Raw genomic sequence first — 26,127 nt, 5'->3', positions numbered from 1 at the left:
TTTTTAAAGGTGTTTGAGACTGATTTGACGCGTTCTCTTAAAATTCGATACCCGATTTTTCAAGCGCCAATGGCTGGTGGCGTTTCGACGCCCGAATTAGTAGCGGCTGTTTCAAATGCCGGTGGGCTGGGCAATCTGGGGGGCGGATACTTAACGTCGGAGCAGCTCCGTAGCGAGATCCAAAAGATCAAGCAACGAACGGACCAGCCTTTCGGAGTAAACTTGTTTGTGCCTGAGCAATCAGAAGAGTCGGAAGAAGCAATTTACCGGATGACAGATTATCTGAATAAATACCGCATCAAACTTGGCACTGCTCAAAATCCTTCGATTTTGAAGTTTTCAGAATCATTTGAGGAGCAGGTACAGGTACTTTTGGAGGAGCGTGTACCCGTATTTAGTTTCACTTTTGGCACACCATCTCAAGACGTGATCCAAACCATGAAACAGCATGGAATATTCATCATTGGAACTGCTACAACTGTTGATGAAGCCAAGCAATTGGAAGCAGTTGGAGCAGATGCAATTGTGGCTCAGGGGAGCGAAGCAGGCGGGCACAGGGGGACCTTCATGAAAGACCCTTCCCATGCTTTGATAGGCACTATGGCTATTGTTCCGCAGATCGTTGACCATGTGTCGATTCCGGTCATCGCAGCGGGGGGAATCATGGATGGTCGGGGACTTGCAGCAAGCCTTGCATTAGGAGCCGCTGCAATACAGATGGGCACCGCGTTTCTAGCCTGCCCCGAGAGCGGCGCCCACGAAACGTACAAACAGAAAATCCTCTCGACAAATGAGGACTCCACTGAAATTACACGTGCATACTCCGGAAAAGCTGCAAGAGGCATTCAAACAAAATTTATGATCGACATGCATCAGTACCCAGGAACAATCCCGGCTTACCCCATTCAAAACTCGATGACCCGGGACATTCGTCTGGCGGCTGCAAAAGCGAACAATCCCGAGTATATGTCACTTTGGGCGGGCCAGGGGCTTCGGTTAGCAGGAGACCAACCTGCCGCTTCAATTGTAAAACAAACCGTTGATCAAGCCAGTATTCTTGTTGAAAAACTTTCTTCTATCTGAATGTTTGACAATAAATAGGGAAGAATAATTTTTATTAAAGGGAGGAAATTAAAATGCCATTACTTCGTTTTGATCTTATTAAAGGACGAGATAAAGCAAGCCTGAAAAAACTTCTGGATGTTACCCACCAAGTTGTTGTGGAAGCCTTTGACGTTCCTGAGCGAGATCGTTATCAAATCGTTCACGAACACCCGGCGGATCATATGATTATTGAGGATACTGGGCTAGGATTTAACCGTACCGATAATCTGGTTGTTCTCTCCATAATAAGCAAAGCCCGGCCAAAAGAGAAGAAACAAAAGCTCTATTCCTTATTGGCTGAAAGGTTAGAAGCTGAATGCGGCATCGCACCAACTGATTTAATGGTATCTATTGTTGAAAATAATGATGATGATTGGAGTTTTGGACTAGGGGAGGCACAATTTTTGACCGGTAAGTTAAGCTGATTCAACGCTAGTCGTTTCGATCTCAATCATCGGTATTATCATTAATATTAATCGCCCTTATATTGGCCCGGTAGGCTAGTTGAAGGGCGATTTCCATGAGGTTTGGTATTGAGGTGGTAAATAGGCTTATAGATATTCAAAAATTACAATAACATACAAAGGGGATTGACCGAGTATAGGCAAAAACTATAGTAATTCTGGGGACAAGTGGCTATCCCATAATCATAATTCTTCCGATAGTTAGAGATCTGAATTATCTGTTCTCTAGCCATCGGAGGTGTTTTTGTATATGGCACCCTTTGTGCTCAATTTTTCTTTATAACTGTAAAGTAGAAATACATCGTGTAATTTAGGAGGGCTAACGGTGCACCGCCAATAGCTTATCGGGTAGGGCAAGCAAACAATATGTTATACAATTATTCTGATGTGTTACAACCCAGTTCATAGTATGTATTATTGTTGAAAATAAAGCTTTTAATCACGTCAAGATCAAGCTTTTTGGTATGAGCAGCGTATGATCTGTGATTGATATGGTTTATAAAAGTTATCAATATCGGATATTTTTTACTCATCTGCATTTTGGAAAAATCAAAAACCTTTCGGAGTACTTCCGTACCCCTGTAATCCATATCAATGCAGATTGGCCCATACTGATAAGTGTTTTCTGTAGAAAGCGTAATTCCCTTATATTCTGTATCTTTCAAATCGTCAATCATATATTGAAAAAGAGGCCACTTAGCCCAATACTTCCATGAGGCAGCCATCACATAAGCAACACTCTTTTGACCATGACATGCAATTGTAATTCCATTTTCTTTTTCAATTAATTCCTTAAATTGTTCTTCTGTAAATAAGGTTGTAACGAAGCCATCAGGTTTGTCTGTTTCACTAATCGTTGTAATGTGATATTTTTTTTGTAACTCCACTATAGCAGATATATCGTCAACAGTAGCATTTCTATAAATCATTGTTATCCTCCTATCGAATATTAAAGATACGGGGCTAGGCTTTAACCGTACCGATAGTCTAGTTATTATCTCCATAATAAGCGAAGCCTGGCCAAAAGAGAAGAAGCAAAAGTTCTATTCCTTACTGTCTGAAAGGTAGAAGCTGAATACGGCATCGTACCAACCGATCTAATGGTATCTATTGTTGAAAATAATGATGATAATTGGAGTTTTGATTGGGGGGAGGCACAATTTTTGGCCGGCAAGTTATAAAGTTGAAGGATCTGAAAAGAACTGGAGATATATTAAGGGAGCAACTGTCATGGAATTTACTCCCAAATTTTTATCAGCTAAGTCTCTAAAATATTGATTGAGGCACAATCCATTTCGTCTTTGGAAATAACCTTGTTCATTTTTATTCCTCAGACCCTCGAAATTTTTTGGGTAGTGCAATCTAACTACTCTGTTCTTTTACGTTTTGGTGAGGCTTAATAGAGTGATTGTTGTTTATCAGTGAAAGTAAATAATCGATCAGTTAACTGACATAAGATAACAAACAACTGATCACAAAGGAGAATGTAAAATGGTGGATAGGGAGTCGAATCACTGCGTACTACTGATGAAGTTGAGTAATGCCGACAGATGGAAGGCAGTGACATATCATCGGCGGCAATCAGATGGATTTATCTACTTATCATCAATGATATGAGTGGTAATGTTATTAGTGATAAGACTGTGGAAATAATAACTATTTTGGATGCATATATAACATCCTTATCATATTTTTGCGCAAGCATGGCAACTGTGCTTCCGGCCGGCATAGCAGCCAACAATACATTTACACCTATAACTAATGGATTTAATCGCAGCAATGTTAAAACCATAAAAAATAATACTGGTATTGCAATTAATCTAATAGCTGAATAATACAAAGCAGATTTATCGAGAAGTTCAAACCATTTGATGTCACTTAAAATAGCGCCAATAGTAATCATACTGATTGCGGTTAAACATCCTCCAACTGTATTTACTGTACTGGATATAAAACTGGGAATAACGATGTTCATACTTTCTATTCCCATGATTATTATGCCAATATATACGGCGATAATGCACGGATGTAGTGCAATAGTTTTAAATACCTGTTTACGGTCTGTTGTTGTAAATAATGACAGACCCGAAGACCACATAAATATGCGTAGTGGAATCAAAGCAATGGATCCATAAAGTACGCCTTGTGCACCGTATACACTTTCAATAATAGGCAGTCCCATGAAAGCCGCATTTGATACAATGGTTGCATATTTCATAATTAATACTTTTGAATGATCAAAACGACAATATAAAAATTTATTCAATATGCTATAAGATAATTGAAGTGCAAATGACACAAAAAAAATAATAATGGTATCTCTGATAATCTCACTTGTGACCTTCATTGAAAATGATTTAATAATAGCACATGGTAAAATCAAATTAATCACAATGTCAGTCAATTTCTTTCTGATGTCTAGGTTGATAATGCCTTTCTTTGCAAATACATATCCACAGGCAATAATAATGAATATTTGCAATTGAAAATTGATAACAGTCAAACTCCTTCTCCTCCTCATATCAATAACTCAATATAAAAATGGAAAAACACCACTCTGTATGGTGAAGTAAGAGCGCCAGGCTTCCACCACCACACAGAAGAGGTGTCTTTATATGATAGATCCAAAGCGACCGCTCATCGAGCCAAGAAATCAATCTATCTGCCGATTTACAAATCTACACCATTAGATGCAATTACATTTTTATACCAATAAAAAGAATTCTTTTTAATTCTCTCTTTTGTGCCATTTCCATAATCATCCTGATCTACATAGATGAATCCATAACGTTTAATCATTTCAGATGTAGATGAACTGATGATATCGATAGGCGCCCAAGTGCAGTAAGCTAAGATTTTCACGCCGTCTTTAACCGCCTCTTTCATTTGCGCTATATAATCTCTAAAATAAGCAATTCTATAGTCATCATGAATTTCCCCATCTTCTACCTTATCAATGGCTCCAAAGCCATTTTCACTTATTAAAATAGGAACCTGGTATCTATCCCAATAGGTTGAAATAGCATTATAGAACCCTAACGGATCAATTCGCCACTCCCAGGGTGTAGGCTTTAGATAAGGATTTAATTCGAATGTATACGAATTCATATCGCACGTCTCCGCAGAAATAATTCTTGTACTGTAATGACTGAAGCTTAAGTAATCCATTTTATATTTTGCAATCAATTCCAGTTCATCTTCCGTCTCATTGATCTGTATCTTGTTTTCTTCAAAATAACGTAAGGCATAACCTGGATACTCGCCGCGCAACCCAACGTCAGAGCAAAAATATTGCATCTGGTTTCTTTTCATCGTTAATATTAGATCCTCTGGTTTGCAGGTTTTTGGATACATTATTTTATCTGATAACATGACACCAACTAAAATATCAGGATTTACTTTCAACGCGATTTTTTTACATAAAGCACTGCACACCAGTTGATTATGGACAGCCTGGTAATAAGCTTCTAGCAGATGATCCGAATAATCGTCATATACTCCTGTTGATTTGAATCCGCAAGGGTACAGGAGATTTATTTGATTAAAAGGAATCCAATACTTTACTTTTTCACCGTATCTGTGAAGCACAAGTTCTGCATACTTCATAAACAAATCAATGACTTTTTTATTAGAGAATCCACCATATTTTAACGATAAGTGCAACGGCATTTCATAATGAGAAATAGTAATAATGGGTTCCATTCCATTTTTGATAATTTCATCGATTAAATCATCATAAAACTGGAGTCCTTTTTCATTTGGAACATCTTCTTCTCCAGTTGGAAATAATCTCGACCATGAAATCGAAGTTCTAAAACATGTTAACCCTAACTCCTTAAGAAGAGCTAAATCTGATTTATAGGTGTGATAAAAATCTATACCGTATCTTTTAGGAAAATTTAATGTCGTGTCGGCGGAAAGCCTCTTTATTTCTGCAAAAGTACCGCCTACTTCACTTTTAATATTTTTTCGTTTATTTTGGTCAATAATGGGTTGAATATCGGATACTGAAATTCCTTTCCCGTCTACATCCCAGGCTCCTTCACTCTGACAAGCGGCAAAAGCGCCTCCCCAAAGAAAATTCGCAGGAAATCCATCCGGTTTATTTCTGTTCATGGCATTATACCTCGAATTCTATGATATTTTGATTTTAAAAGTAACTTTTTTGATATGGCTTTTCGCTTCACAATCGCAATAGGGATGATGAATATCATTTGGCAAAAATAAGATAAACATTCCCGGTTCCATGGTAACCCTGATTTTTTCTTTCTTCAGTTGATAAAAAGTAATGTCCTTTTCTTCCGAATAAGCTTTTTTAACTGTGAAGCTATCCCTAAAATCCACATAAATATTTTCTCTTCCTTCTAAAACGATAACTACATCATAATATTTATCATGGGTTTCTATATCTGTTTCTTCCCAAGGCTTAGTGTCATACTCTGTTAAAAGCGCAAAAAAATTCATGCCATCGATCAGTACTTTTCCAGTTTTAAAGTTCTCCAAATCAATTTTTTCAATTAATTCCATCATTTTTTCAGAATAGTTTCCAAGGACATCATAGTTAGACATTTCTTTTAATTCATCACAAATCATAATATACCTCCGTATTTACTGTTTGTATTATTCTTCATTTTGTACCAATGACAGGGACTCTTCTTCCAACGTCTTTTTCTCAAACACCTTAAAGAATGGGTACCAAATAAATATATAAATTAAGAAGAATACACACCACCATAAAATGGCTCGCCAATCTTGCGTAATCAGCCAGGAACTAAACGGCGCCGGAATGTTTCCAGTCTGTAAAACAATACTGGGGATGGTCAATAATCCGCTTTTCATAATGATCCAAATTAGTACTGGCCCCAGCAGGGAAATAATCCACATAGGAACCATTAATAAAGGATTAAACACAATAGGTAATCCATACATAATCGGTTCACTAATATTAAATATTGCCGGTCCGACAACTATTCGGGCAAATTGGCGAAGTTTCTTGCTTTTTGATTTCAACATTAGAGCGACTAAAGGCAGCGGGCTTCCTTGCCCGCCTAATGTTAATAATCCTAATGTAAACATCGTCTCATAGGTAACTATATGAACGGGGTTGTCTCCGGCAGCTACTGCCGCAGCATTCGCTGCGATAGCGACCATAAAAATAGGATTGCGAATGGCTCCCCAAACCCATGGTGAGACTCCAAGCGTAAAGAAGAAGACTTGAAGGAATGATAACAGCATAAAACCCGGCAAGGTTTGAGCAAAGCTATTGATAGGCGCAAAGAGATTCACAATAATTTGATAAATATCGATGTGCAGGCCTAATACTAACAAAGTAGCAATACAAATATTAGTGAAAATCGGCAGTATGTTTCTGACCCATTCTTTTACAAAATCCGGCAACGTTTCGTTTTTGCCGAGTATATTTAACTTTGCGAAGAAATGGAACACCATTCCCACCATGATTCCGGCACATAATGCGACAAACATCCCTGTCGGTCCGAATCGTCCAAAACTAAACGTTACATTCGCTTGTGTCTCATCAAACACCGGATTGATAAAAACCAGAAAAACCAATATTGCGGTTAAACCGGCAGGAATTGCATAATTTTTCCTGTCCAATTTCTCCATGACTTGCTGTGCAACCATAAAAGCGGTTAAGAGACCTAGCATTTTAAATGAAAACAATAATAACATGGATAAGTCTGGCAAAACATGACTAAAAAACGATTGGAAAATCTGATAAATATAAATAAGCGAACCTGTTAAAATAAAAGGCAATATCTTCGTCATGGCCCCGGAAACAGCCGCGAGATAGGGCTTTGCAAAAAGGGCTTGCGCTGCAGGGGCAAATTTGTTAGTTAACCAATCTATAAATTTATGCATTGTTTTTAACGCTCCTTATGCTCCACTAAAGATAGAGCAAACTCCAACAATTTTTCACCGTCTATCATTCCATAAATTTCTTTGGGAATAACAGCTACAGGCACGTTAAACGGAGCAGCAAGTTTTGAAAAATTATTTAAATTTCTTTCATAATGCGGTCCTAAAAGTAAAACATCAATTTTGTCTAAATATTCCGATACCTGACTCTCCGATCTCGCTTCCACACTTGCATTCAATCCTGCTTTATTTGCTGCTTTACGGCTTTTTTGGGCCAGCATTCCACTTGAAAAGCCTCCTCCACAGCACAATAAAATTCGAATTTTTTCCATTATCGTTTCCTCCCTGTATTTTTCGTTATTCAATGAATTCGCTTTCATTAGAGGGCTTTTTTCAAAATCCCTTTTTGCTTTCTTTACTTACTTTCTATTTTATTAAACAGAGCTCTGACTAAAGCACACAACTCTTCTGATATCTCAATCTGCATTTTTGCGGTCATAAGAGTATCCTGGGCATGATTAAACAAAAGACTGTTTTCGTACGTTTCACCGGATGCTTCGTTTTGAACTAAATTAGTCTGAGCCTTGTGTGCTAAAACTATTTTAGTATGTGCTTTTTTCAGTAACTCTGCTGGAGCCTCAAAGTCAAAGCTTCTTAAACTTTTTAATGCATTTAATGCGTCTGCCTTTGCATCACTTGCGTTCATTATAATCTGCATGGCTACTTTTGCTATTTCTTCACGTTTTTCCAATTCATTATTCATGATACATTTCCCCTATTCGTTTACATATAAGTTGAGTTTGACTTTCCGAACATGTAGCTACTGTTTCCTTTCTTTCATTACTATCACTACCCCTTTCTTCATTTTCAAAACTTGGATGGTAATTCATCTACGTGCCTTAGAATACTTTTATTTTTACTTTTTTTCATCCTAGAATTTGCGCACAGCTGTGAAAATCTATATCTTAATCAGCTATTTAGTATATGTTATAGTATTAAAAGACTTGATGATCAGGAAAAAGGCGTTGTTAACGAAGGGCAGGTAAAGTTGAAATATTAGAAGATTTGTCGAAGGGAGGAAGAGCAAAAAAATCTATTGAAGAAAGGAGGTGCCAGCGAGGAAAATGAAAGCGTTACAAAAAAATCTGGAGGTGTTCTTATGCATGAGAAACTGATTACACTTATGAATTTACTAATGGAAAGCTCCAAACCTATTCCAGGGGTTGGTATTGCAGAACACTTAAAGCTCTCCAGACGTACTGTAATCAACTACATCAATGAAATAAATGCCCTTGCTAAGAACAGCATTATCATGTCATCTCCTAATGGATACTATATTGATAAAACGGCTGCTGCTTCATTACTTCACACCAGACAGTCTGCTGTTCCTCAAAATTATCAAGAACGTTCTTTTTATATTATAAAAGCCCTTCTTATAAATCACATTGAATTAATCAATATTTATGATTTATGTGATGAACTATGTATAAGCCTTTCTTTATTAAAAAATGATTTGAAAAAAATGAATCAGTCCTATTCATTTCTAAAAGTGAAATTCGTTACACAGAACAACTGTATTAGAATCACTGGAGACGAAAAAAGCAAAAGACAGTTAGTTAATTATATTTTGCAAAGAATGCAGGATAGTGATTTAATAGATATCCATCATTTGAAAAATTTTTTTGATAATAATATCTTGGAAGTTATATTGAAGATTATTGACACAGCCTATGTGGAAAAACATTATTATATCAATGATTTCTCAAGGGCGAATTTGCTGCTTCATTTTCTAATTATGGTTAACAGAATCAAGAGCGGTAACATCATTAGTAAAAAGACATCAGATACAAATAATTATCCATTGAACAACACTTCGGAATATGAATTAGTAAATCTTATTAAAAACCAGCTTGAACAATCATTTTCAATCATGATAAATAATGAAGAGTATATACAACTTTATCTTATAGTCTGTTCTAATTCAAATTATAATATGAATACATTCGAAGCTTTAAATTCCTATGTAGATCAGGATCTATTGCATTTTATCAATAAGCTTTTGCAGGAAATCGAACAAAAATATTATCTTGACCTTCATCGAGAGGGTTTCAGGGTTATGTTTACGCTTCATATAAAAAATTTTCTGTTTCGATTAAACTCTAATGTTACAGTGAAAAGCCCTTTAAAAAATGATTTAAGAAATACATTACCTTTTTTATATGATATAGCTATTTATATCACGGACAGGCTGATTAATGAATATCAGATTACTTCTTCTGTTAATGAAGACGAAATTTCTTTTATATTAATACATCTGGCCGCTGAAATAGAAAGAAATAAAATTATAGAAAAATCCGTAAAATGTCTGCTTTTTGTTCCGAAATACCTCAATATCGAACAAGAAGTATCCAAACAGATATTATATTATTTCGGTAACCAATTGGTAATTATAAAAGTTCTTTCTTATGAAGACTCCGTTAATGACTTAGAGTTTGATTTATTAATATCAACAACAAGAGTAGCAATTAAATCGAATCACAAAATAATTTACATCAGCCCATTTCTCACAAAATCAGATATATCAATAATAAATAATGCAATTGCTGAAATACAGAACACTAAGCAAATCACTTATTTATCTACTAATTTTCATAATTATTTCAGCGCCGATAATTTTATAATTAGTAATTCTCAATTCACGGACAAGTGTGAACCTATCGATTATCTTTGTGATTTGTTACTAAAAAATGGTTGTGTAAAAGAGGATTTTTACAGTAAAGTGGTATCCAGAGAAAATTCCGTCTCTACCGGATATGATGGTTTTGCGATACCGCATGCTATTAGTTTGGACGCTGTAAGTAATGAAATTGCTGTATTAATTTCACCATCTGGTATCAAGTGGGACAATCAGAATGTATATGTGGTATTTATGATGTCCGTTTCTCCAGATACACTGGTTGATTTTCAGGAGCTTTATGCAGGGCTTTCCTTATTGCTTACAGAAACGAGTGTAATTGGGAGATTGAGGAAATGTAAAACGTTTGAACAGTTTAAAGAAATTCTATTAACGACATATTTTGAAGTGTAATTCTGTTTTTCTAAGAAATACAGCTGATTAGCATTGTAGATATAGAAATTACATTCAGACTAATGGCTGTATTTCAAACACAAAAGGATTTAAGTATCTCAGAAGGTAAATTATACATAATAGAAGGATTACCTTCGGCAGAAATCATTTTTTGCATTCGATTAAATCGAAATACCGGGGCAATGATTCGGACGATTTACGTTTTTTTATAGCGAATGATCTCTGATAAGATTGAGGTACAAAATTCTTTGGATGGAAGGGCACCAAGAATAGTTAAAATAATTTTTGTCGAAGGAAAATTTAAAAGTACTACGTTAGAGGTTTATTTCTGCTTAAAAAAATTTGTAAAGAGTAAAGGTTTTGAACATATGTGTATTGAAACTGCCAATACAGGAGCGAGGATTTGCCCATAAACTGGACTTCACTAATGTCCAAAATGAGCATGTCGATTAATTATGAATAGTTTTATAAGTGCTTGTTTCTCAAAAATCGTTATAGAAGGCCAATTTGGGCACTTAAAAATATTGTCCACAATTAATCGACAGCCTCAAAATAGTCCTATTATTCAAAAGGCTCTCAAGACAAAACTGTCGCCTGATTGTCACTTATTTCAAATAGGTACTTAAGACGGCGATGAAGATATCCAGAGACCATTCGAGCTGCACATGCGGGCCTTTCCTCCATTCATACTTTCGTTACGGGTGAAGCAGTAATTGTTCTTGGGTTTGCGCCCGCAGGCAAGTTCTATTGTGCGACAGGATCCAAAATTACCTCATGAAAAATGCCCGATGAATTTAAGCGTTTTGATCTTTTTTCTTTCTTTAATTTCTTGACTGGCTTCTTTAAACTTGTCGGGATGTTAGTGGTATTTGGGTTCCAATTATTGCTCTGTTGACTGGTTCGTCGTTAGGAGCCACTATGTTGGCAGGACTTTTACCATGATTACGATGGTGAGAAATCCTTTTCATTAGGCAATAACTGCACTTGTTTTTTGTATGCTCTTAGTTTGACTGTATCCTGCTATCACTTTGTGTAACATCTTTACCTACATAAAATTAGAATTTATATAATACCCTATATAGTATTTTTATCTCATGTTCCGTCGACATCGTAGTATTTCTCAAGTAGCCGCAAGTGAATATTAGTGTTAATGCTGCCGTCAAATAAATCATGCGAACTATCGACAAATAGCAAATTACTATCCATAGTCTTCATATAGGGGCGAATATTTTTCGGAACACACAATGCAAGCGGTTGTGTTTCAACGTCCTTACAGCGTTGAATTGCCCGATAAAATACCGGTAATTCATATGGCATGGCAGAGCCGCAGAGTACCCGTATATCAGCATTAGCAAATGTTTCAGGCAGTAGCTTTTCACCAAGAATACCGCAATCAATGACGATGAAATTATAGTCCTGATTTATCTCACTTGTAAAATAAAGGTCATGTTCTTCAATAACATAAGCATTGCCTTTTTGAGCAGGCTGAAAAAGTTGTACGATATGCGCCAGATGCTTGCTTACGTTTGCCTCTACGTAACAAGAAGTACCTCCATGGTTTTTTATCCAGCACATCAAATTCATCGCGGTGGTCGTCACCCCTACGCGTCTATCACTTCCGGCGATGGCTATCTTAATATTCTTACATTCAAAACGGTATTGTCGTTCTTCGGGAGAAGAATAATCTGATTCTTTGTTGTCTGATCCGAATGGGGCTGGAGAGACGAAGCGCTGCATTCCTTGCTCCGAAAAACACTCCCTAATTTCATCTCGCAGCGGATTGATTTCATCTGCTGTTGCAATGTTCGTAATACCTGCCATTAACCAGACTTAGAGTTAGAAATAATTTACATGAAATTACAAATCAAATTAATACCAACAAATATGATAGGACAAAACTAGAAGAGCAAAAAAGAAACATACTATTAACTAAGAATAGTGTTATTGACACAATCTCAAAAACTGAGGGGATTTTTAAAGAATCAAAAGAATTTAATAGTATAGAAACCTTTATAGAGGAACAAGTAAATCAAAAAATCGCGCATAACTACCTGTCTGTTGAACAAAAATTAATAAATGAGCAGTATGAAAAAACTAATTCTATAAAAGAGGTTTCCAAGGAAATTGCGAAGGTAAAAAGACTTGGAGCTCAAAAGAGATCAGGAATCAAGAAGAGGTATTTCGAGTTAATTAATGAATACGAAAGACACTTTGAAGACGTCAAGCTAGATGACATTGAATTCTATATCTTTAAAGAAGTTAAAGGCAGCGGTATGGACTCTAATAAAAAACTATTAGCTTTGTATACACTATATTCCAACTTAATAAGTGAATTTTCAAAGGTCAAAATCCCATTTGCAATGGATTCATTTATAAAAAATGAATCTTCGAGTGAACTCAGAGAAAAAATGTTCAGTTTCTTATCTAAGTATTACTTATCAATTGAAGGGCAATCTTTTTTTTCAATAATAAAAGAAAACGTGAAGTACCTAGAGCAAGATGAAAATAAGTATCACTTTGTTGACTTGAAAAAACCAATTTTAAAAGATATAGACGAAACAAATGGCCACTTGATTAAAGCATTTGATATTTTATAGACGCTACTTATAATGATATTGTTTATTTAATTGTCCCTTTTAGATAGTGTTACTTTGTTTCTTTGTTTTGATAAAATCTCAATTTATTGTATAGAAAAAGTAGGTTTATCCTAGCTCATATTATAATTTTTTCAAATTCATGATATAAAAACGGCCTATTTTAGGCTGTTTTTGTCTCAATTGAAGTTATAACTCACATAAAGTGTGGGTTATAACATCAATTGAGACTAATTTTATTATTAAATAAGACTGTTTATGTCATCTAAATGAGACAGTCAATATCCCCGAAAACCCAGTAAAATCGGGAATAAAGGCTAAGTAAATACAAAATTATCTGTTATCACAAGGAGTATACTTTTTTATCTTGGCAAAGGTAAAGAGTTCTCTTGTTTCCTCTTGTGTTTTTTTACGCTAAAATATGGATAAATTTGTTGGATTATTCTTTTTATTGAGAATGGAGGATAGAGAAGAGGACTCAAATGTTAGAATCACTTCAATTCAGGGAAGCCATTACTTACAGGCTGGAAGGATACAGTGAAACGAATTGATCAGATATTAGAGTATATTGCACCCGTTTCACGCTTTACTGGGTCGGACGATGCGAGAGCCTGTAAATTCAACTAATGGATTTAACGATAAAATCATCGGTGGGGCTAGTGTTAGCTTTTGCGGCGATATGTTGCCTTATAGAAATGTAGGAAGACAGGAACATATGTGCATTAGAGTCGCCATATTGGCGACTTTTTTTGTTTTATCGATATAATTTCTTGAACCGTAATATTTTGAAGCCGGAGAGGCCCGAACATGTATTCATGATCAATTCATTGATTATCTAATTATTGGGGGTATGTGTCCGATGTACGTCTATGGAATTTGAATCATGGAAACAGCTAAACAAGAGAAGAATTCCCAACAACGAAGCTGGTGTGGCGAGTACTTATTGAGATACTGAAGGATCAGGAACGGGACGGAAGTTAAATTGCATTAAGTCATAAAATAGTCGAGAAAGGAACGAATTTGTCCCTGCAATCGACTATTTTATACTCTTACTAAAAGCGCATTACGATATCAGCTGGTGCGCCGAACCATTAATTCCGTAGAAAACACTTCTTCGACAGGCTCGATACGCTGCCCGTCGGACTCGATGGATTGTATCATCAACTTGGATGCAGCCTCGGCCAATTCGTTGATGGGGTGCCGGACAGTCGATAAGCTCAGCAGCTCGGAGACGGTCGGCATATCGTCGACACCCAAAACGGCAAGGTCTTGCGGAACGGACAGGCCCAAATCTTTGCATGCCTTTAAGACCCCGATGGCGGATATGTCGCTTAAACAAAACAACGCTTGCGGCAGTTGGTTTGTTTGGGCCAGATTTATCAAGGTATCGTAACCGAATTTCTCCGTCATATCTCCTGTGATCACGGTCGTTAGTTTTCCTTTTTGCTGTAAGGTATCGCTAGCACCGTTTAGTCGGTCGTCGAATCCGGGCACGTGACCGTGCGGATAAGTTAAAATAACCAGTTTGTGATAACCACGGGATAATAAGTGATTTACCCCGGTCTGACCGCTTTGGTAGTCGTTGACACGCAACACATGCGCTCCATAGGATAAATTGTGGCGTCCAATGGTAATGACCGGTACGTTGAGATCCATCAACTTGGGCATAAATTTTTCCGTACCTATGGTCGCTTTGACGATGATCCCGTCGACCATCTGGATATTCATGAAGATTTCTTCAAAGTCCAACAGCATTATTTTATATCCCAGCATCTTTAACTGCTGCTTAATAACTTGGGCAAAATGGAGGAAGTATAAGTCCTCAAAATAACCGTCGTAGGTACTGTCGGATAAAACGAGCCCAATCGTGTGCATTTTGCCGGTAATAAGGCTTTTCGCAACAGGGTTCACTTGGTAACCTAACTTTGTGATCGACAGACTGATTTTTTCTTTCGTCTGCAAGCCCATTTTCTGAAAGTTGCCGTTCAGAAAATGAGAGACCGTCGCGGGCGAACAGCCCGCGTCTTTTGCGACTTGAACTAAGGTAACTCTTTTCTTAGCCATTTTTTACCTCTACTTTTTTATTCCGGCTTTTCCTATATTAGCGAGGACGTCTTTCCAGTACATCAGGTAGTGCGGGAAACACTTGATGCGGTTCGGTCTGGTACCAATAGCATACGGAGCTCACGTCGTCACTTCTTTCAAATAACGCTTTTCCATCATGCCCGATCTGTTGAACAGTGACACGTAAATCCTCTTCAAACAAAATGGGGTCAAGTATATGCCAACGATAGAAGCCGCGCATCGGACAAGCAGCTCCATCATAAATATGCGATCTGGTGTTGTCTGTCACCTGGAAATGCGGAAAACCCATAAAGGGAGTTGAGTACGTCTGTTCCTGCACAGGGTTACCGTTGTCGTATTTCACGAAGCCCCAAGCGCCGCCGAAATAATCCTCCGTCCCCGTTCCACAGATGGTCGGCCAATCCCGGTCGCCGTCGAGATAAAATTTCACTTCGCCTTCGCCGTACCAGTAACGCGATAAAGAAGTCCATGCCATATAGGTGCCGACATATTTGCCTCTTCCTTTAATTCCATCAATAATCGTATAATCCTGCTTGAGCTTGGTGGGATTTTCCCTGCGGAATTGGGCGTGGAAATATTCCGTATCCTCAGGGAGTTCATCAACCAGCACGTAATCAAACTGGTAGAAGAACGCTTCGATCTCCTGGGGATGCTCATTCGTTATGGTTACTTTGGCGGCTTTATTGAAAGGCATCGCAAAGTAACTGTTCATGCCGCCGACCGGATTCACCACGATCGGCAAGGAATTGACAATCGCTCTGGTGCCGAAGCCGTTGCAGAAGAAATCGCCTAGCGGAACTTCCACGGAAGGGGTCTCCTCATTATCCCAATACATCCGCAATACCAGGTCACGCAACACGAACCAGCCGGTCTCGGTTTGGTCCGTCACGGTCATCCAGATGTGCTGGATGATGCCCGGACCTTCGATATCGACGAGCGTGGCAGTTTCACCTTGGGCCAGCGAGATAAAGGCTTTGCCTTTCCGGGCCATTCCCAAGGGACCCGTGGCTTTCCCGCCTTCTCCTTTCAGGCCTCGCGGATTTTCCGCTGTGATCGCTCTGCTTTTTCCTCTCATTTTGCTAAAAAGGTGATTCATAGATTGCATGGTTGATCTCTCCTTATCCTTTAACTGCTCCGTCAGAAACACCGGACATCAAGTATTTGTTTAGAAATAAATAGATGATAATGATCGGGATGATGCTGATGCTGATGGCCGCAAATGTCTGCCCCCAATCCGTCGCCCCGAAGGCCCCGATGAACTCTTGAAGCCCCACTGCGATCGTTTTATATTGCTTGTCGTTCGTAAAGGTGTTGGAAAAAATGAAATCATTCCAAATGAGAACGAAATTGATCGATGCGACCGTGATCGTCGTGTTGATGGTAAGCGGAGAAATGATTTTATAGAACACCTGATAAATATTGCACCCGTCGATGACAGCGGCCTCAATCAATTCATTGGGCACGTAACTGTAAAAGCTGGTGAAGATTAAAATCGACAAAGGTAAGGCAAATCCGACTTGTGGAAGAATTAACGCCAGATACGAGTTCAGTAGCCCGAAGTCTTTGTACATAATAAACAACGGGATTAAGGTGACTTGAATCGGAATCATGATACCGACCGTAAAGAACAGCAGCAGTTTCGAATTTAACTTGAAATTCATTTTGACGAGGGCGAAGCCCGCCGTTGAGCTTAAGAAGATGATGAGTAGCAGGCAGCTGAACGTAACGATGGCTGTATTTTTGATATATAGCAGCAGATTGCTTTCCCTAAGCACACTCACATAGTTGTCGAACGACCATACGCTCGGCAGCGAAAAAGGTTTTGTCGTCAGTTCGATGCTTGATTTGAAGCTGGACAGCATCAGCCAAGCGACCGGGTAGATCTGCACGATCAGGATCATGATGACGATAAAATAGAGCAGGAAGGACCAAGCTGTTTTTTTGGATCGCATGTTATGCTTCTCCTTTCCTGGAATTGAATATGGCCCGGATAAGAAGAACGGCAAGCAGGCTTTCGATCACGATAAACACGGCGATCGAGCTTCCATATCCGTATTGATTGGTTGAGAACGCTCTTTTGTACATATAAGTCGTGACCAACTCGGTCGTCGAACCCGGTACACCGATGATATAAGGGATATCGAAACCTCTTAGCGCACCGGTGGTGCACATGATAAGGGCCAAACTCAGCACATGCTTGATACTCGGCAATTTGATATATCGGATTAGCTGCCATCCATTTACACCGTCTATGGTTGCAGCTTCCTCGATCTCTTTCGGAATCGCGATCAGGGCCGCATAAAAAATAACCATGTACATGCCCGTAAAGCGCCAGCCTTCGGGAATGGATACTGCGATCAATGCGGTGTCCGGATTGGATAACCAGGCACTTTGCAAATGGCCCAGTCCGATCCAATCCAGGAACATGTTCAGCAAGCCCAGCGGCTGCAGAGAATAGAAGTTACGGAACATCTGCGCGATAGCGACGGTCACCACCACGGCTGGCAAATAATACAACGTTCTAAAAATGCCAGCTCCTTTTTTAATGTAAGAGAGCAGTAATGCGAAAAACAAGCCGATAAACACCTGCATGAGTACCACGATCACGACATACACCAAGTTATTTTGCACAGAATTCCAGAAGTAGGGGTCATTAAACATTTTGATATAGTTGCCCAGACCAATGTACCTAGCATCCTTTATTCCGTTCCAATCTTGAAAGCCGTAATTCAGCGACTGAATGATTGGGACAAAGACGGTTCCTAAATAAAATAGCAAGGCTGGCGTAATAAAAATGAACCATGCCTTCTTGTCCTTGAGTACATTCATATAGAATCTCCCCATTTGTTTGTATTGACAGACTTAGTGAAAGGTAGCCACCCGGACCCTGAATGGTCGGGTGGGTGGCAGTTTGTCTGAATGTAATGACTAGTTGGTGACATTTTGGGCAATGGTGTCGTCGACTTGCTTGGCGAATTCTTGAGGCGTCGTGGCCCTCATCGTCAATTTGATGATTAAATCGCTCATGACGGAGTTCGTATTGGCATCCAGCAAGGTATCCCAAGGCTTGGCAAATTCTGAACCGTAGTTATCCATATCCTTTTTAATCCGCAGGAACAGTTTGGAGAATTGGGACTCGTCTTTAATCGTAAATTTGAGCGGTGACATCTGCTGTTTAGCTACGTAGACGTCACTGTAATTTTTCAAGACGTAACTTAGGAAGTCCTTGGTGGTTTCGTCGAATTTGCTGGTCGTGGCGGCAAGGCCGATCCCGCTGTTTCCAAAAAACTCGTTATCCGGCGTTTTGGCGTTATTAATGGTTGGCAGGTAGAAATAGTCGACGTTTCCTTTAAGGTTTTCCGGCAGATTTTTGTCCACGAAAGACGGGATTTCCCAGGTACCCATGTTATACATAGCAGCTTCACCGTTGAGGAACATGTTCTTGGCTGTCGTATAATCCGTCGTGGCGAATCCTTCCTGAAAGTATTGGCCGATCTCGTAGGCAAAGTTCGCCGCTTTCATTCCAACCTCGTCGGTCATTTTGGCCTTACCTTGGCTCAGGTTCCGGGCAAATTCATTTCCGGTAGCTCGGAACGGAATCATGGCTGCATAGCGCAGCAAGGGCCAAACGTCAACGCCGTCAACGGCGATCGGGGTAATACCTTTGCCCTTAAGCGCCTTACTAACCGTGAGCATATCATCGATGGTTTTGGGAACGGTAAGGTTATTTTCCGCGAATATTTTCTTGTTATACCAAGTCATTTCCAGATGATACTCCAAGGGAAGAAGGTACAGGCTTCCATCAGGTAATTGCTGGTATTTTAGTGCAGGTTCATAGAACTGATCGTACAATCCTTGTTCATTCAGGAATTTTTTCATATCAACCAGCATTCCAGCATCTGCCAATTGTTGAGCGTACGGGTCAGCATCCATATCGATGAATTCTGGAGCTTCACCGGAAGCGACGAGTGTTCTCAGCTTGGTCAAATAGGAAGGTCTATCGGACGTCACTTGAATATCCAGCTTGAATCCGGGATGATCTTTCGCATACCGGTCCGCCAGCTCGCGGATCGTTTGGACGATCGCTCCGTCTGCCGGACGGGCCGACAACCATGTAATCGTTTTGCCGTTGGAGGCATCAGACGAATTTTGCTGCTTGCCCGCGTTAGTTCCGGCAGCTCCCCCGCAACCTGCGAGAGCGGTTGCAATCAATGCAAAGATAGTGAGAAGTGAGACGATCTTTGACACTTTTCTCATTTTTCCCATTTTAAAACCCTCCATTTTATAAATATCTCATTACAAATTTCTTTTGGAGATTTGTAATTCTAATCCTTTGCTGCTGTCTTGAGCTTGACGTCATAGACTTTAACGGAGCCTTCGTTCGCAAAAAAACCGATGTGTCCGGTTTTGAAGTTATAGACCCGTGTTGTCATCGCAATGACATCGTTGACATACAGACACAAGATGTCATCTTCCAAAATCAGTTTTACCGTGATCCGCTCGTGCTGGACGAACTGAAACGGTCTTTCCAGTTCGATCATTTGCGGTTTATCACCAGCAATTTGCCATTGGAAAAAACCGGGTTCGGTTCTTGGCCACATATCGAATGCAACTCGATTGTGGAATTGATCAAATTTGATGAAATATCCTATGTCGAGAGCTTTGTCAGTTCGTAGCGCGATGCCGAAGTCTTTGGTCTCTTTCCAGTCCGTAAACGAAGCTTCGATCAGGACTTGGGAAGGTAATTCATTGAATACGCGGTAAGCCAATCCATCGTGAGACTCTAGTTCGAATTGGCTCCCAGCGTGACGACAGTTTTTCTCTGCTTCAGGAATAACGTCTACTTCGGTATTAAAATGCTCATAGATAGACTGAGGCATTCTTACGAGCAAATCGCCGTTATCATTTGGATAAATCTCATGAACGACCAGGGTTCCAGCCCATTCCCAGTCACTGTAATCGTTTGCACCCTGCTTGGAAGGAACCCAGCCAAAAGCGTATCTTTGTTGGCCATCCGAAGCCGTTTTCGCTGCATAAAATCCTCTGCCGTCAAAAGTATCCAGAATAGGGGAGGTATATACGCCTTCGATGCTTTTGCTTTTTTTGTAATGCGTCACAAACTTTTCACTGAACGTCGAGTAGACCAGGTAGTGCCAGGCTCCCATTTTGAAATAATCCGGACATTCCATAGTGATGTACTTGTCCGGGTTGTAAAACGGCTCCCGATAACGCCAATGGACCAGATCATCGGAAGTGAGAAGAGCAATGCAACCGCCTCTCTTTTCGGAAGAGTTCATTTGCCTCGAAGTGACGAGCATCCAGTACTCTTGCCGTTCTTCGTTGAAAAACACAAACGGATCGCGCCAATCAAATTGCTCATAAATAACTGCGTCTCCATAAAGCTTGAAATTTACATCCTTCGTCCAATGGATTCCATCGGTACCGCTTGCCTTCAAAATCACTTGTAAGGGCTTTCCGTCAATGCAAAATTCGGCGTTGGGATTGTGCCCGGTGTAGAAAAGGTGATACGTCCCATTCGGGTCTTTAATCACCGATCCGGTATATGCGTTCCGGTCGGGATCGGCTTCACTTCCGTTGGGTAGAGATACTCCGTAATCTTCAAAATCCAAGCCGTTTTTGGTTGTGAGCAGATTCCACGTCGTATGATTCCCGTAATCTCCGCCGACTCTTTGATCATGGAGATAGTAGAGCTTATACTCTCCATTGTCGTAGAATGGGATCACATCTCCGACCCATCCGCCTTTAGGTTTGTAAAATACTTTTTTCATCACATCATCTCCATTTGGTAAAACGTTTTACAAACAAATAATATCATAAGATTTTATATTGTCAACGCTTACAAGCGATATAAATTGGGTTTATTTTAAAAAAATTCTATAAACAAAATTAATGTAGTAAAACGTTTACCAATAAAATAAAATGATTGTGGAAGTATGAAAACGGTCAGCAAAAAAAGCGCTTCAAAAAATAATTGAAACGTTTCCAACTTAGTGTTATTATAATTTCCATAAGAGAGATGGGGGGGTTAGATGCCAAGTATTAAAGATGTAGCTAAGATAGCTGGCGTAGCTGTGGGAACGGTGTCCCGCGTTATTAACAACTCGGGCTCTGTAAAACCAGATACACGCAAAAAAGTGGAGAAAGCTATACAAGAACTGAATTATTTTCCTAATGAAGTCGCTCGAAATTTCAAGATGAGGAAATCCAAGATGGTAGCCTTGCTGCTTCCAAGTATCTGGCATCCTTTTTTTTCTGAGCTGGCTTATTACATTGAGGATGAGTTGGATCGGGAAGGCTTTAAGCTTATGCTATGTAATAGCGGCGGCAAGCCCGAAAAGGAACTGTATTATCTGGATATGCTACGGCAAAACAAAGTGGCTGGTATTGTCGGCATTACTTACAATGATATAGAGAACAGCGTAAGCAATGACATTCCGATTCTAAGTATTGACAGGCATTTCAACAAAAAAATCACCTGTGTGACCTCGGATAATTATGAGGGAGGGCGTCTGGCTTTGAGGGAACTTGTTAAAGCGGGAGCTCAGAGACCAGCTTTTTTGGGAAGTGTAACTTCCGTTTTTAGTGAAACCATGAATCGAAGAAAAGGGTTCATTGATGAGGCGAAAAAATTAGGTGTCGACTATGTTGTATACGAGAAGCCAGACCCTATTGTGGACGACGATGCCTATTTTGGCGAATTTCTATATAAGCATCAGGATGTGGACGGCATTTTCGCTATTACCGATATGTTAGCCGCCAAATATATAGAAAGAGTAGGTAGACAGGGTATTCGTGTTCCAGAGGATGTAAAGGTCATTGGTTACGATGGCATTCAGGATCATCCTTATTTTCATCCGATATTGTCCACCATCAGGCAGCCAGTGGAGGAGATGGCACGTATGACAATCAGACTGCTGTATAAAAAGATTGAGGGTAAAACTTTAGATCAGCAAGTGTATCGTCTCCCCGTTATCTTCAGGCAAGGCGAAACGACATGATTCTTATGTGTAAAAATATTCGCTTATTCAGTCGACCACAGTCTGGATCTACAACTGACTTTTCTTATAGAAAATTGGAACGTTTCATATGGTAATCAGACTGCTTTGTTAAAGGATCGAAGGAATTAGCTTGGTTCTTATTCTTTGATTTTGGAAAAACTTCAGCTCATTCGGTCGATTTATGGTATGGGTCACCGACTGACGTTTTTCTTATAGAAAATTGGAAACGTTTCAAAAATGGAAATATCCTTTACAAGAAAGGGAGTGTAATGGTGAATTCAAGAACTAGCGAGTTAGATCATTCCACGATCAAGCCAAATCGCAAAATATGGAACCAGATCAAACGCGACTATGAACTGTATCTGTTTTTACTGCCAATCATTATTATTTATCTCGTATTTAAGTACTATCCGATGTATGGCATACAAATTGCTTTTAAGGATTTTTCACCAAGTCGGGGGATCTGGGGAAGCGAGTGGGTAGGATTTAAGCACTTTATTGATTTTTTCGATTCCTATAACTTCTGGACGATCATGACCAATACGCTTACACTCAGTGTTCTATCGCTTGTGTTTAGCTTCCCAGCTCCGATTATTATAGCGATTATGCTCAATCAGATGTTGGCCAAGAGATACAAGAAAATTGTACAGACCGTAATTTATGCACCACACTTTATTTCTACCGTAGTGCTTGTCGGTATGCTTAATATTTTTCTGTCTCCAAACAGCGGAATCGTGAATCACATCATCACGTTGTTCGGTGGAGACCCAATTATGTTTATGGCCAACGAAGGTTGGTTCCGTCCTTTGTATATATTATCAGGGGTTTGGCAAGAGACAGGTTTTTCCACCATTATTTATCTTGCTGCTCTGGCAGGGGTCAATCCGGAATTGCATGAAGCCGCGATAATGGATGGAGCAAGCAAATGGAAGCGCGTAATGCATGTGGATATTCCAAGCATTTTGCCGACGATCGTCATCTTATTGATTCTCGCACTCGGTAACATTATGGGCATCGGTTTTGAAAAGGCTTTCCTAATGCAAAACGATTTGAATTATGCTACCTCCAATATTATTCCGACCTATGTTTATGAAATCGGGATTCAAAAGGCACAATACAGCTTTTCTACAGCAATTGGTCTGTTTAATTCAGTTGTAAATATTATCCTGATAATCACCGTAAACCGGATCGCCAAAAAGTTGACGGAAACCAGCCTGTGGTAAGGGGGAGTTCATTTTGAATCAATTATTAAAGCGAAAAAGCAAGGGAGACATATGGTTTGACATCATCAATTACGTCATGTTGACCATAGTGATGCTGCTTGTATTATTCCCGTTGTATTTTGTGTTGATTGCTTCATTCAGTGATCCCAATCTCATCTACTCAGGAGAAGTATGGTTTTTTCCAAAGGGTTTTACACTGGATGGATACGGGCGGATATTCAGCGATTCATCTATATGGATTGGCTATGCCAATTCGATTTTGTATGCGGGTCTAGGAACAGTAATCGGAGTAGCCGTGACCGTATGTGCAGCTTATCCGTTAGCTCGTAAAGGACTGGCGGGAAAGTCAGTGATTATGTGGTTTTTACTGATCTCCATGTTTTTTAGTGGAGGGCTGATCCCTACCTATTTGCTGATCAAAGATCTTCACATGCTAAATACGATCTGGGCACTTGTTATTCCTGGAGCGGGTGGTGTGTTCAATGTCATTATCGTAAGGACTTTTTTTCAGTCGACCATCCCGGATGAAATGTGGGAGGCAGCTTCGATCGATGGTTGTTCCAACACCAGATTTTTTTGGAGCATCGTATTGCCTTTGTCTAAATCCGTTATAGCCGTAATGGTACTGTATCATGTTGTCGGCTTCTGGAATGGTTTCTTTGACGCTTTGATCTACTTGAACGACGAAAACAAATACCCGTTACAACTGGTTCTTCGCAACATTCTCGTCCAAAATCAGGCCAACTCGGGCATGATGATCGACGTGGAATCTTACGCAGCGAAGATGCGCGTTACAGAGCTTATCAAATATGGTGTCATCATGGTATCCAGTCTGCCGTTGCTGATTTTGTATCCTTTCCTGCAAAAATACTTTGTTAAAGGCGTGATGATCGGCTCGATCAAAGGCTAATATTGACATGGTGCCTGAAAGGGGGGGATGTACAACAGAATCGCTGGACCCATCACCCAAACAAATATATATGAAGGCAACGAAGGTTTTCAGCTTGTGGATTGATCTAAAAGGAGGTTATGTATGATGAAATTGTTATACAAAAGTGCCGGGATTCTAATGCTGGCCGGAGCATTTGCGCTTAGCGGATGTTCGGGAGGCGGTGGCGAGTCAAAAAATCAGGCGGTAAATCCGGATCAGGATACGAATTTTAATAAAACCGGTCTTCCGATTGTTAAAGAAGCGGTGTCGTTAAAGATGGTATCCCCGAAAGCCGCTTTAGCGCCGAATTACTCGGAAATGGAAATTTTTAAGCGGCTGGAAAAACAAACAAACGTAAAGATTGACTGGGAGAACATTCCGGATACTGACTTCACAGAGAAGAAAAATTTGTTGTTGGCCAGCGGAGATTTGCCAGACGCATTTTACGGAGCTGGATTCTCGGATTACGAGCTAATCAATTACGGTAAAGACGGAACCATCATTCCGCTGGAGAATTTAATTGATCAATATGCGCCTAACTTGAAAGCGCTTCTTAATCGTCGACCCGACATTAAAACAGCCATCACAGCGCCGGATGGGCACATCTACGGACTGCCATCGTGGGAGGAGAATAACCTAGATACCAACCCCTTCTTTCACGTCATTAATAAAAATTGGCTCGATAAGCTGGGCCTGAAAGTACCTCAGACGCTGGATGAATACACGCAGGCTTTGATTGCCTTTAAAACGAAGGATCCGAACGGCAATGGCAAGGCTGATGAAATCCCATTAAGCTTTATGCATATGCAATGGTGTAGTGATATTGCCGGCGCATTCGGAGCTTTCGGTCTTCCAGATAATTTGGAACATCGGATCGTCCGCGAAGGCAAAGTGATCTTTACCGCTTCACAACCTCAATATAAGGAAGCATTAAAATATATCCATGATAACTGGTATAAGCAGGGCTTGATTGACCCTGAATCGTTCACCCAGGACGCCGCTCAGTATTTAGCAAAAGGCAAAACACCAGATGAAACGCTTGGCTCCTACGTTTGGTGGGAAGTCGAAGAGGTTGTCGGACCGGAGCGCAGTAAGGATTATGTTCTGCTGCCCCCGCTTAAAGGCCCAAATGGAGATCAAATGATCGGCCGCAGCAACGGCGGCGGTCCGGGACGAGGTAGCTTCGTGATTACAAAGGAGAACCGATATCCGGCAATGACGATGCGTTGGATTGATCAACAGTATGACCCTTACATGGCGGCTCAAATTCACTGGGGTCCGTTGAATGTCGTATTCAAGAAGGACGAAAAAGGAAAATTGGTGAACCTGCCGCTTCCTAAGGGAGCCTCCGCAGGTGAATTCCGTCAAAAAGTGGCTCCAGGCACAGGCAATCCGGGCGTCATTACGATCGATGACTTCGGAAAAGTTGTTGATATGGAACCCCGAGCTCAGAAGCGTGCTGATTATTTGGAGAAATATTACACTCCATATATGAAAAAGGAAAACTATCCGAGTATCTTCTTTGAGCCGGATGAACTAGATAAAATCAATCGGATTGAGCCAGAACTTATTAAATATGTAAATACCCAAAGAGGCAAGTTCATCGTTGATGGCGGCGTGGATGAGCAGTGGGACAGCTATGTGAAGACACTGGAGAAGATGGGTCTGAACGAATTAATGGAGATCTATCAAAAAGGGCTAGACCGTTATAATGCAAATTTTAAAATTAAATAATCAAACGA

22 protein-coding genes and 2 pseudogenes are annotated in these 26,127 nt (G+C 39.9%); 10 read left to right on the top strand and 14 right to left on the bottom strand.

The window, feature by feature from the left end; genetic code table 11:
• The first annotated feature begins 9 nt into the window (after window positions 1-9).
• Window positions 10-1,083, top strand: coding sequence for an NAD(P)H-dependent flavin oxidoreductase (locus tag HPL003_RS01875; RefSeq protein ID WP_014277949.1), 1,074 nt, complete (start codon window positions 10-12; stop codon window positions 1,081-1,083).
• A gap of 53 nt (window positions 1,084-1,136) precedes the next feature.
• Window positions 1,137-1,529, top strand: coding sequence for a tautomerase family protein (locus HPL003_RS01870; RefSeq protein ID WP_014277948.1), 393 nt, complete (start codon window positions 1,137-1,139; stop codon window positions 1,527-1,529).
• A gap of 416 nt (window positions 1,530-1,945) precedes the next feature.
• Here the strand turns inward: HPL003_RS01870 and HPL003_RS01865 are convergent, their stop codons facing one another.
• Window positions 1,946-2,497 carry a GNAT family acetyltransferase gene (locus tag HPL003_RS01865; RefSeq protein WP_014277947.1) on the bottom strand — a complete coding sequence of 184 codons (552 nt, stop codon included), beginning with the start codon at window positions 2,495-2,497 and terminating at the stop codon, window positions 1,946-1,948.
• Between the two features lie 19 nt (window positions 2,498-2,516).
• Here HPL003_RS01865 and HPL003_RS27235 point away from each other — a divergent pair.
• Window positions 2,517-2,749, top strand: a pseudogene (locus HPL003_RS27235) (tautomerase family protein); the annotation flags it as partial.
• A 410-nt stretch (window positions 2,750-3,159) separates the two neighbouring features.
• On the opposite strand, the gene HPL003_RS01860 reads toward HPL003_RS27235, so the two are convergent.
• From HPL003_RS01860 to HPL003_RS01835, 6 genes are all read right to left on the bottom strand, one after another.
• A complete protein-coding gene (locus HPL003_RS01860; protein ID WP_014277946.1) occupies window positions 3,160-4,071 on the bottom strand; it encodes an AEC family transporter in 912 nt (303 codons plus the stop codon).
• A gap of 167 nt (window positions 4,072-4,238) precedes the next feature.
• Window positions 4,239-5,684, bottom strand: coding sequence for a glycoside hydrolase family 1 protein (locus HPL003_RS01855; protein ID WP_014277945.1), 1,446 nt, complete (start codon window positions 5,682-5,684; stop codon window positions 4,239-4,241).
• Between the two features lie 18 nt (window positions 5,685-5,702).
• Window positions 5,703-6,161 carry a NanQ anomerase/TabA/YiaL family protein gene (locus tag HPL003_RS01850; protein WP_014277944.1) on the bottom strand — a complete coding sequence of 153 codons (459 nt, stop codon included), beginning with the start codon at window positions 6,159-6,161 and terminating at the stop codon, window positions 5,703-5,705.
• Window positions 6,162-6,188: 27 nt separating this feature from the next.
• Window positions 6,189-7,448, bottom strand: coding sequence for a PTS transporter subunit EIIC (locus tag HPL003_RS01845; protein WP_014277943.1), 1,260 nt, complete (start codon window positions 7,446-7,448; stop codon window positions 6,189-6,191).
• A 5-nt stretch (window positions 7,449-7,453) separates the two neighbouring features.
• The gene (locus tag HPL003_RS01840) at window positions 7,454-7,777 is read right to left on the bottom strand and encodes a PTS sugar transporter subunit IIB (protein ID WP_014277942.1); all 324 of its coding nucleotides are present in this window, start codon (window positions 7,775-7,777) and stop codon (window positions 7,454-7,456) included.
• Between the two features lie 83 nt (window positions 7,778-7,860).
• Window positions 7,861-8,208, bottom strand: a complete 348-nt coding sequence (locus HPL003_RS01835) for a PTS sugar transporter subunit IIA (protein ID WP_014277941.1) — start codon at window positions 8,206-8,208, stop codon at window positions 7,861-7,863.
• A 333-nt stretch (window positions 8,209-8,541) separates the two neighbouring features.
• Between HPL003_RS01835 and HPL003_RS01830 the strand changes: the two genes are divergently transcribed.
• Window positions 8,542-10,533 carry a BglG family transcription antiterminator gene (locus HPL003_RS01830; protein WP_014277940.1) on the top strand — a complete coding sequence of 664 codons (1,992 nt, stop codon included), beginning with the start codon at window positions 8,542-8,544 and terminating at the stop codon, window positions 10,531-10,533.
• Between the two features lie 781 nt (window positions 10,534-11,314).
• Window positions 11,315-11,501, top strand: a pseudogene (locus HPL003_RS29550) (DoxX family protein); the annotation flags it as partial.
• Window positions 11,502-11,625: 124 nt separating this feature from the next.
• Here HPL003_RS29550 and HPL003_RS01825 read toward each other — a convergent pair.
• Window positions 11,626-12,354 carry a hypothetical protein gene (locus tag HPL003_RS01825; RefSeq protein WP_014277939.1) on the bottom strand — a complete coding sequence of 243 codons (729 nt, stop codon included), beginning with the start codon at window positions 12,352-12,354 and terminating at the stop codon, window positions 11,626-11,628.
• A 452-nt stretch (window positions 12,355-12,806) separates the two neighbouring features.
• Here HPL003_RS01825 and HPL003_RS01820 point away from each other — a divergent pair, with 452 nt between their 5' ends.
• Window positions 12,807-13,130: a hypothetical protein gene (locus tag HPL003_RS01820; RefSeq protein WP_014277938.1), complete on the top strand. Its 324-nt coding sequence runs from the start codon at window positions 12,807-12,809 to the stop codon at window positions 13,128-13,130.
• A 1,068-nt stretch (window positions 13,131-14,198) separates the two neighbouring features.
• Here HPL003_RS01820 and HPL003_RS01815 read toward each other — a convergent pair.
• The 6 genes from HPL003_RS01815 to HPL003_RS01790 all read right to left on the bottom strand — a co-directional run bounded on the left by HPL003_RS01815 (window position 14,199) and on the right by HPL003_RS01790 (window position 21,001).
• Window positions 14,199-15,191: a LacI family DNA-binding transcriptional regulator gene (locus tag HPL003_RS01815; protein ID WP_014277937.1), complete on the bottom strand. Its 993-nt coding sequence runs from the start codon at window positions 15,189-15,191 to the stop codon at window positions 14,199-14,201.
• Window positions 15,192-15,228: 37 nt separating this feature from the next.
• On the bottom strand, window positions 15,229-16,308 hold the full coding sequence (locus tag HPL003_RS01810) for a glycoside hydrolase family 172 protein (RefSeq protein WP_238533435.1): 1,080 nt from the start codon (window positions 16,306-16,308) through the stop codon (window positions 15,229-15,231).
• Between the two features lie 22 nt (window positions 16,309-16,330).
• On the bottom strand, window positions 16,331-17,164 hold the full coding sequence (locus tag HPL003_RS01805) for a carbohydrate ABC transporter permease (protein WP_014277935.1): 834 nt from the start codon (window positions 17,162-17,164) through the stop codon (window positions 16,331-16,333).
• Window position 17,165: 1 nt separating this feature from the next.
• Complete coding sequence (locus HPL003_RS01800; RefSeq protein ID WP_014277934.1) at window positions 17,166-18,041, bottom strand: carbohydrate ABC transporter permease; 876 nt, start codon at window positions 18,039-18,041, stop codon at window positions 17,166-17,168.
• A gap of 99 nt (window positions 18,042-18,140) precedes the next feature.
• A complete protein-coding gene (locus HPL003_RS01795) occupies window positions 18,141-19,478 on the bottom strand; it encodes an ABC transporter substrate-binding protein (RefSeq protein ID WP_014277933.1) in 1,338 nt (445 codons plus the stop codon).
• A gap of 59 nt (window positions 19,479-19,537) precedes the next feature.
• Window positions 19,538-21,001: a GH32 C-terminal domain-containing protein gene (locus HPL003_RS01790; protein ID WP_014277932.1), complete on the bottom strand. Its 1,464-nt coding sequence runs from the start codon at window positions 20,999-21,001 to the stop codon at window positions 19,538-19,540.
• Window positions 21,002-21,262: 261 nt separating this feature from the next.
• On the opposite strand from HPL003_RS01790, the gene HPL003_RS01785 reads away from it, so the two are divergent.
• The 4 genes from HPL003_RS01785 (at window position 21,263) to HPL003_RS01770 (ending at window position 26,119) form a co-directional block, all read left to right on the top strand.
• Window positions 21,263-22,231: a LacI family DNA-binding transcriptional regulator gene (locus tag HPL003_RS01785; protein ID WP_014277931.1), complete on the top strand. Its 969-nt coding sequence runs from the start codon at window positions 21,263-21,265 to the stop codon at window positions 22,229-22,231.
• Window positions 22,232-22,500: 269 nt separating this feature from the next.
• Window positions 22,501-23,454 carry an ABC transporter permease gene (locus tag HPL003_RS01780; protein WP_014277930.1) on the top strand — a complete coding sequence of 318 codons (954 nt, stop codon included), beginning with the start codon at window positions 22,501-22,503 and terminating at the stop codon, window positions 23,452-23,454.
• 13 nt (window positions 23,455-23,467) lie between these two features.
• Window positions 23,468-24,364, top strand: coding sequence for a carbohydrate ABC transporter permease (locus HPL003_RS01775; RefSeq protein WP_014277929.1), 897 nt, complete (start codon window positions 23,468-23,470; stop codon window positions 24,362-24,364).
• Between the two features lie 126 nt (window positions 24,365-24,490).
• On the top strand, window positions 24,491-26,119 hold the full coding sequence (locus HPL003_RS01770) for an ABC transporter substrate-binding protein (RefSeq protein WP_014277928.1): 1,629 nt from the start codon (window positions 24,491-24,493) through the stop codon (window positions 26,117-26,119).
• Window positions 26,120-26,127: the final 8 nt, after the last annotated feature.

Origin of the sequence: Paenibacillus terrae HPL-003 (assembly GCF_000235585.1) — a bacterium.
Classification (GTDB): domain Bacteria; phylum Bacillota; class Bacilli; order Paenibacillales; family Paenibacillaceae; genus Paenibacillus; species Paenibacillus terrae_B.
The sequence above is the reverse complement of the archived record's forward strand: the minus strand, read 5'-3'. Positions and strand labels throughout refer to the sequence as shown.

What these genes read in the sequence shown, in the direction of transcription:
- HPL003_RS01870 (WP_014277948.1), top strand. Translation starts at nt 1,137, where the DNA reads ATGCCATTACTTCGTTTTGATCTTATTAAAGGACGAGATAAAGCAAGC.
- HPL003_RS01865 (WP_014277947.1), bottom strand. Translation starts at nt 2,497, where the DNA reads ATGATTTATAGAAATGCTACTGTTGACGATATATCTGCTATAGTGGAG.
- HPL003_RS01855 (WP_014277945.1), bottom strand. Translation starts at nt 5,684, where the DNA reads ATGAACAGAAATAAACCGGATGGATTTCCTGCGAATTTTCTTTGGGGA.
- HPL003_RS01850 (WP_014277944.1), bottom strand. Translation starts at nt 6,161, where the DNA reads ATGATTTGTGATGAATTAAAAGAAATGTCTAACTATGATGTCCTTGGA.
- HPL003_RS01845 (WP_014277943.1), bottom strand. Translation starts at nt 7,448, where the DNA reads ATGCATAAATTTATAGATTGGTTAACTAACAAATTTGCCCCTGCAGCG.
- HPL003_RS01840 (WP_014277942.1), bottom strand. Translation starts at nt 7,777, where the DNA reads ATGGAAAAAATTCGAATTTTATTGTGCTGTGGAGGAGGCTTTTCAAGT.
- HPL003_RS01835 (WP_014277941.1), bottom strand. Translation starts at nt 8,208, where the DNA reads ATGAATAATGAATTGGAAAAACGTGAAGAAATAGCAAAAGTAGCCATG.
- HPL003_RS01825 (WP_014277939.1), bottom strand. Translation starts at nt 12,354, where the DNA reads ATGGCAGGTATTACGAACATTGCAACAGCAGATGAAATCAATCCGCTG.
- HPL003_RS01820 (WP_014277938.1), top strand. Translation starts at nt 12,807, where the DNA reads ATGGACTCTAATAAAAAACTATTAGCTTTGTATACACTATATTCCAAC.
- HPL003_RS01815 (WP_014277937.1), bottom strand. Translation starts at nt 15,191, where the DNA reads ATGGCTAAGAAAAGAGTTACCTTAGTTCAAGTCGCAAAAGACGCGGGC.
- HPL003_RS01810 (WP_238533435.1), bottom strand. Translation starts at nt 16,308, where the DNA reads ATGAATCACCTTTTTAGCAAAATGAGAGGAAAAAGCAGAGCGATCACA.
- HPL003_RS01805 (WP_014277935.1), bottom strand. Translation starts at nt 17,164, where the DNA reads ATGCGATCCAAAAAAACAGCTTGGTCCTTCCTGCTCTATTTTATCGTC.
- HPL003_RS01800 (WP_014277934.1), bottom strand. Translation starts at nt 18,041, where the DNA reads ATGAATGTACTCAAGGACAAGAAGGCATGGTTCATTTTTATTACGCCA.
- HPL003_RS01795 (WP_014277933.1), bottom strand. Translation starts at nt 19,478, where the DNA reads ATGGGAAAAATGAGAAAAGTGTCAAAGATCGTCTCACTTCTCACTATC.
- HPL003_RS01790 (WP_014277932.1), bottom strand. Translation starts at nt 21,001, where the DNA reads ATGAAAAAAGTATTTTACAAACCTAAAGGCGGATGGGTCGGAGATGTG.
- HPL003_RS01785 (WP_014277931.1), top strand. Translation starts at nt 21,263, where the DNA reads ATGCCAAGTATTAAAGATGTAGCTAAGATAGCTGGCGTAGCTGTGGGA.
- HPL003_RS01780 (WP_014277930.1), top strand. Translation starts at nt 22,501, where the DNA reads ATGGTGAATTCAAGAACTAGCGAGTTAGATCATTCCACGATCAAGCCA.
- HPL003_RS01770 (WP_014277928.1), top strand. Translation starts at nt 24,491, where the DNA reads ATGAAATTGTTATACAAAAGTGCCGGGATTCTAATGCTGGCCGGAGCA.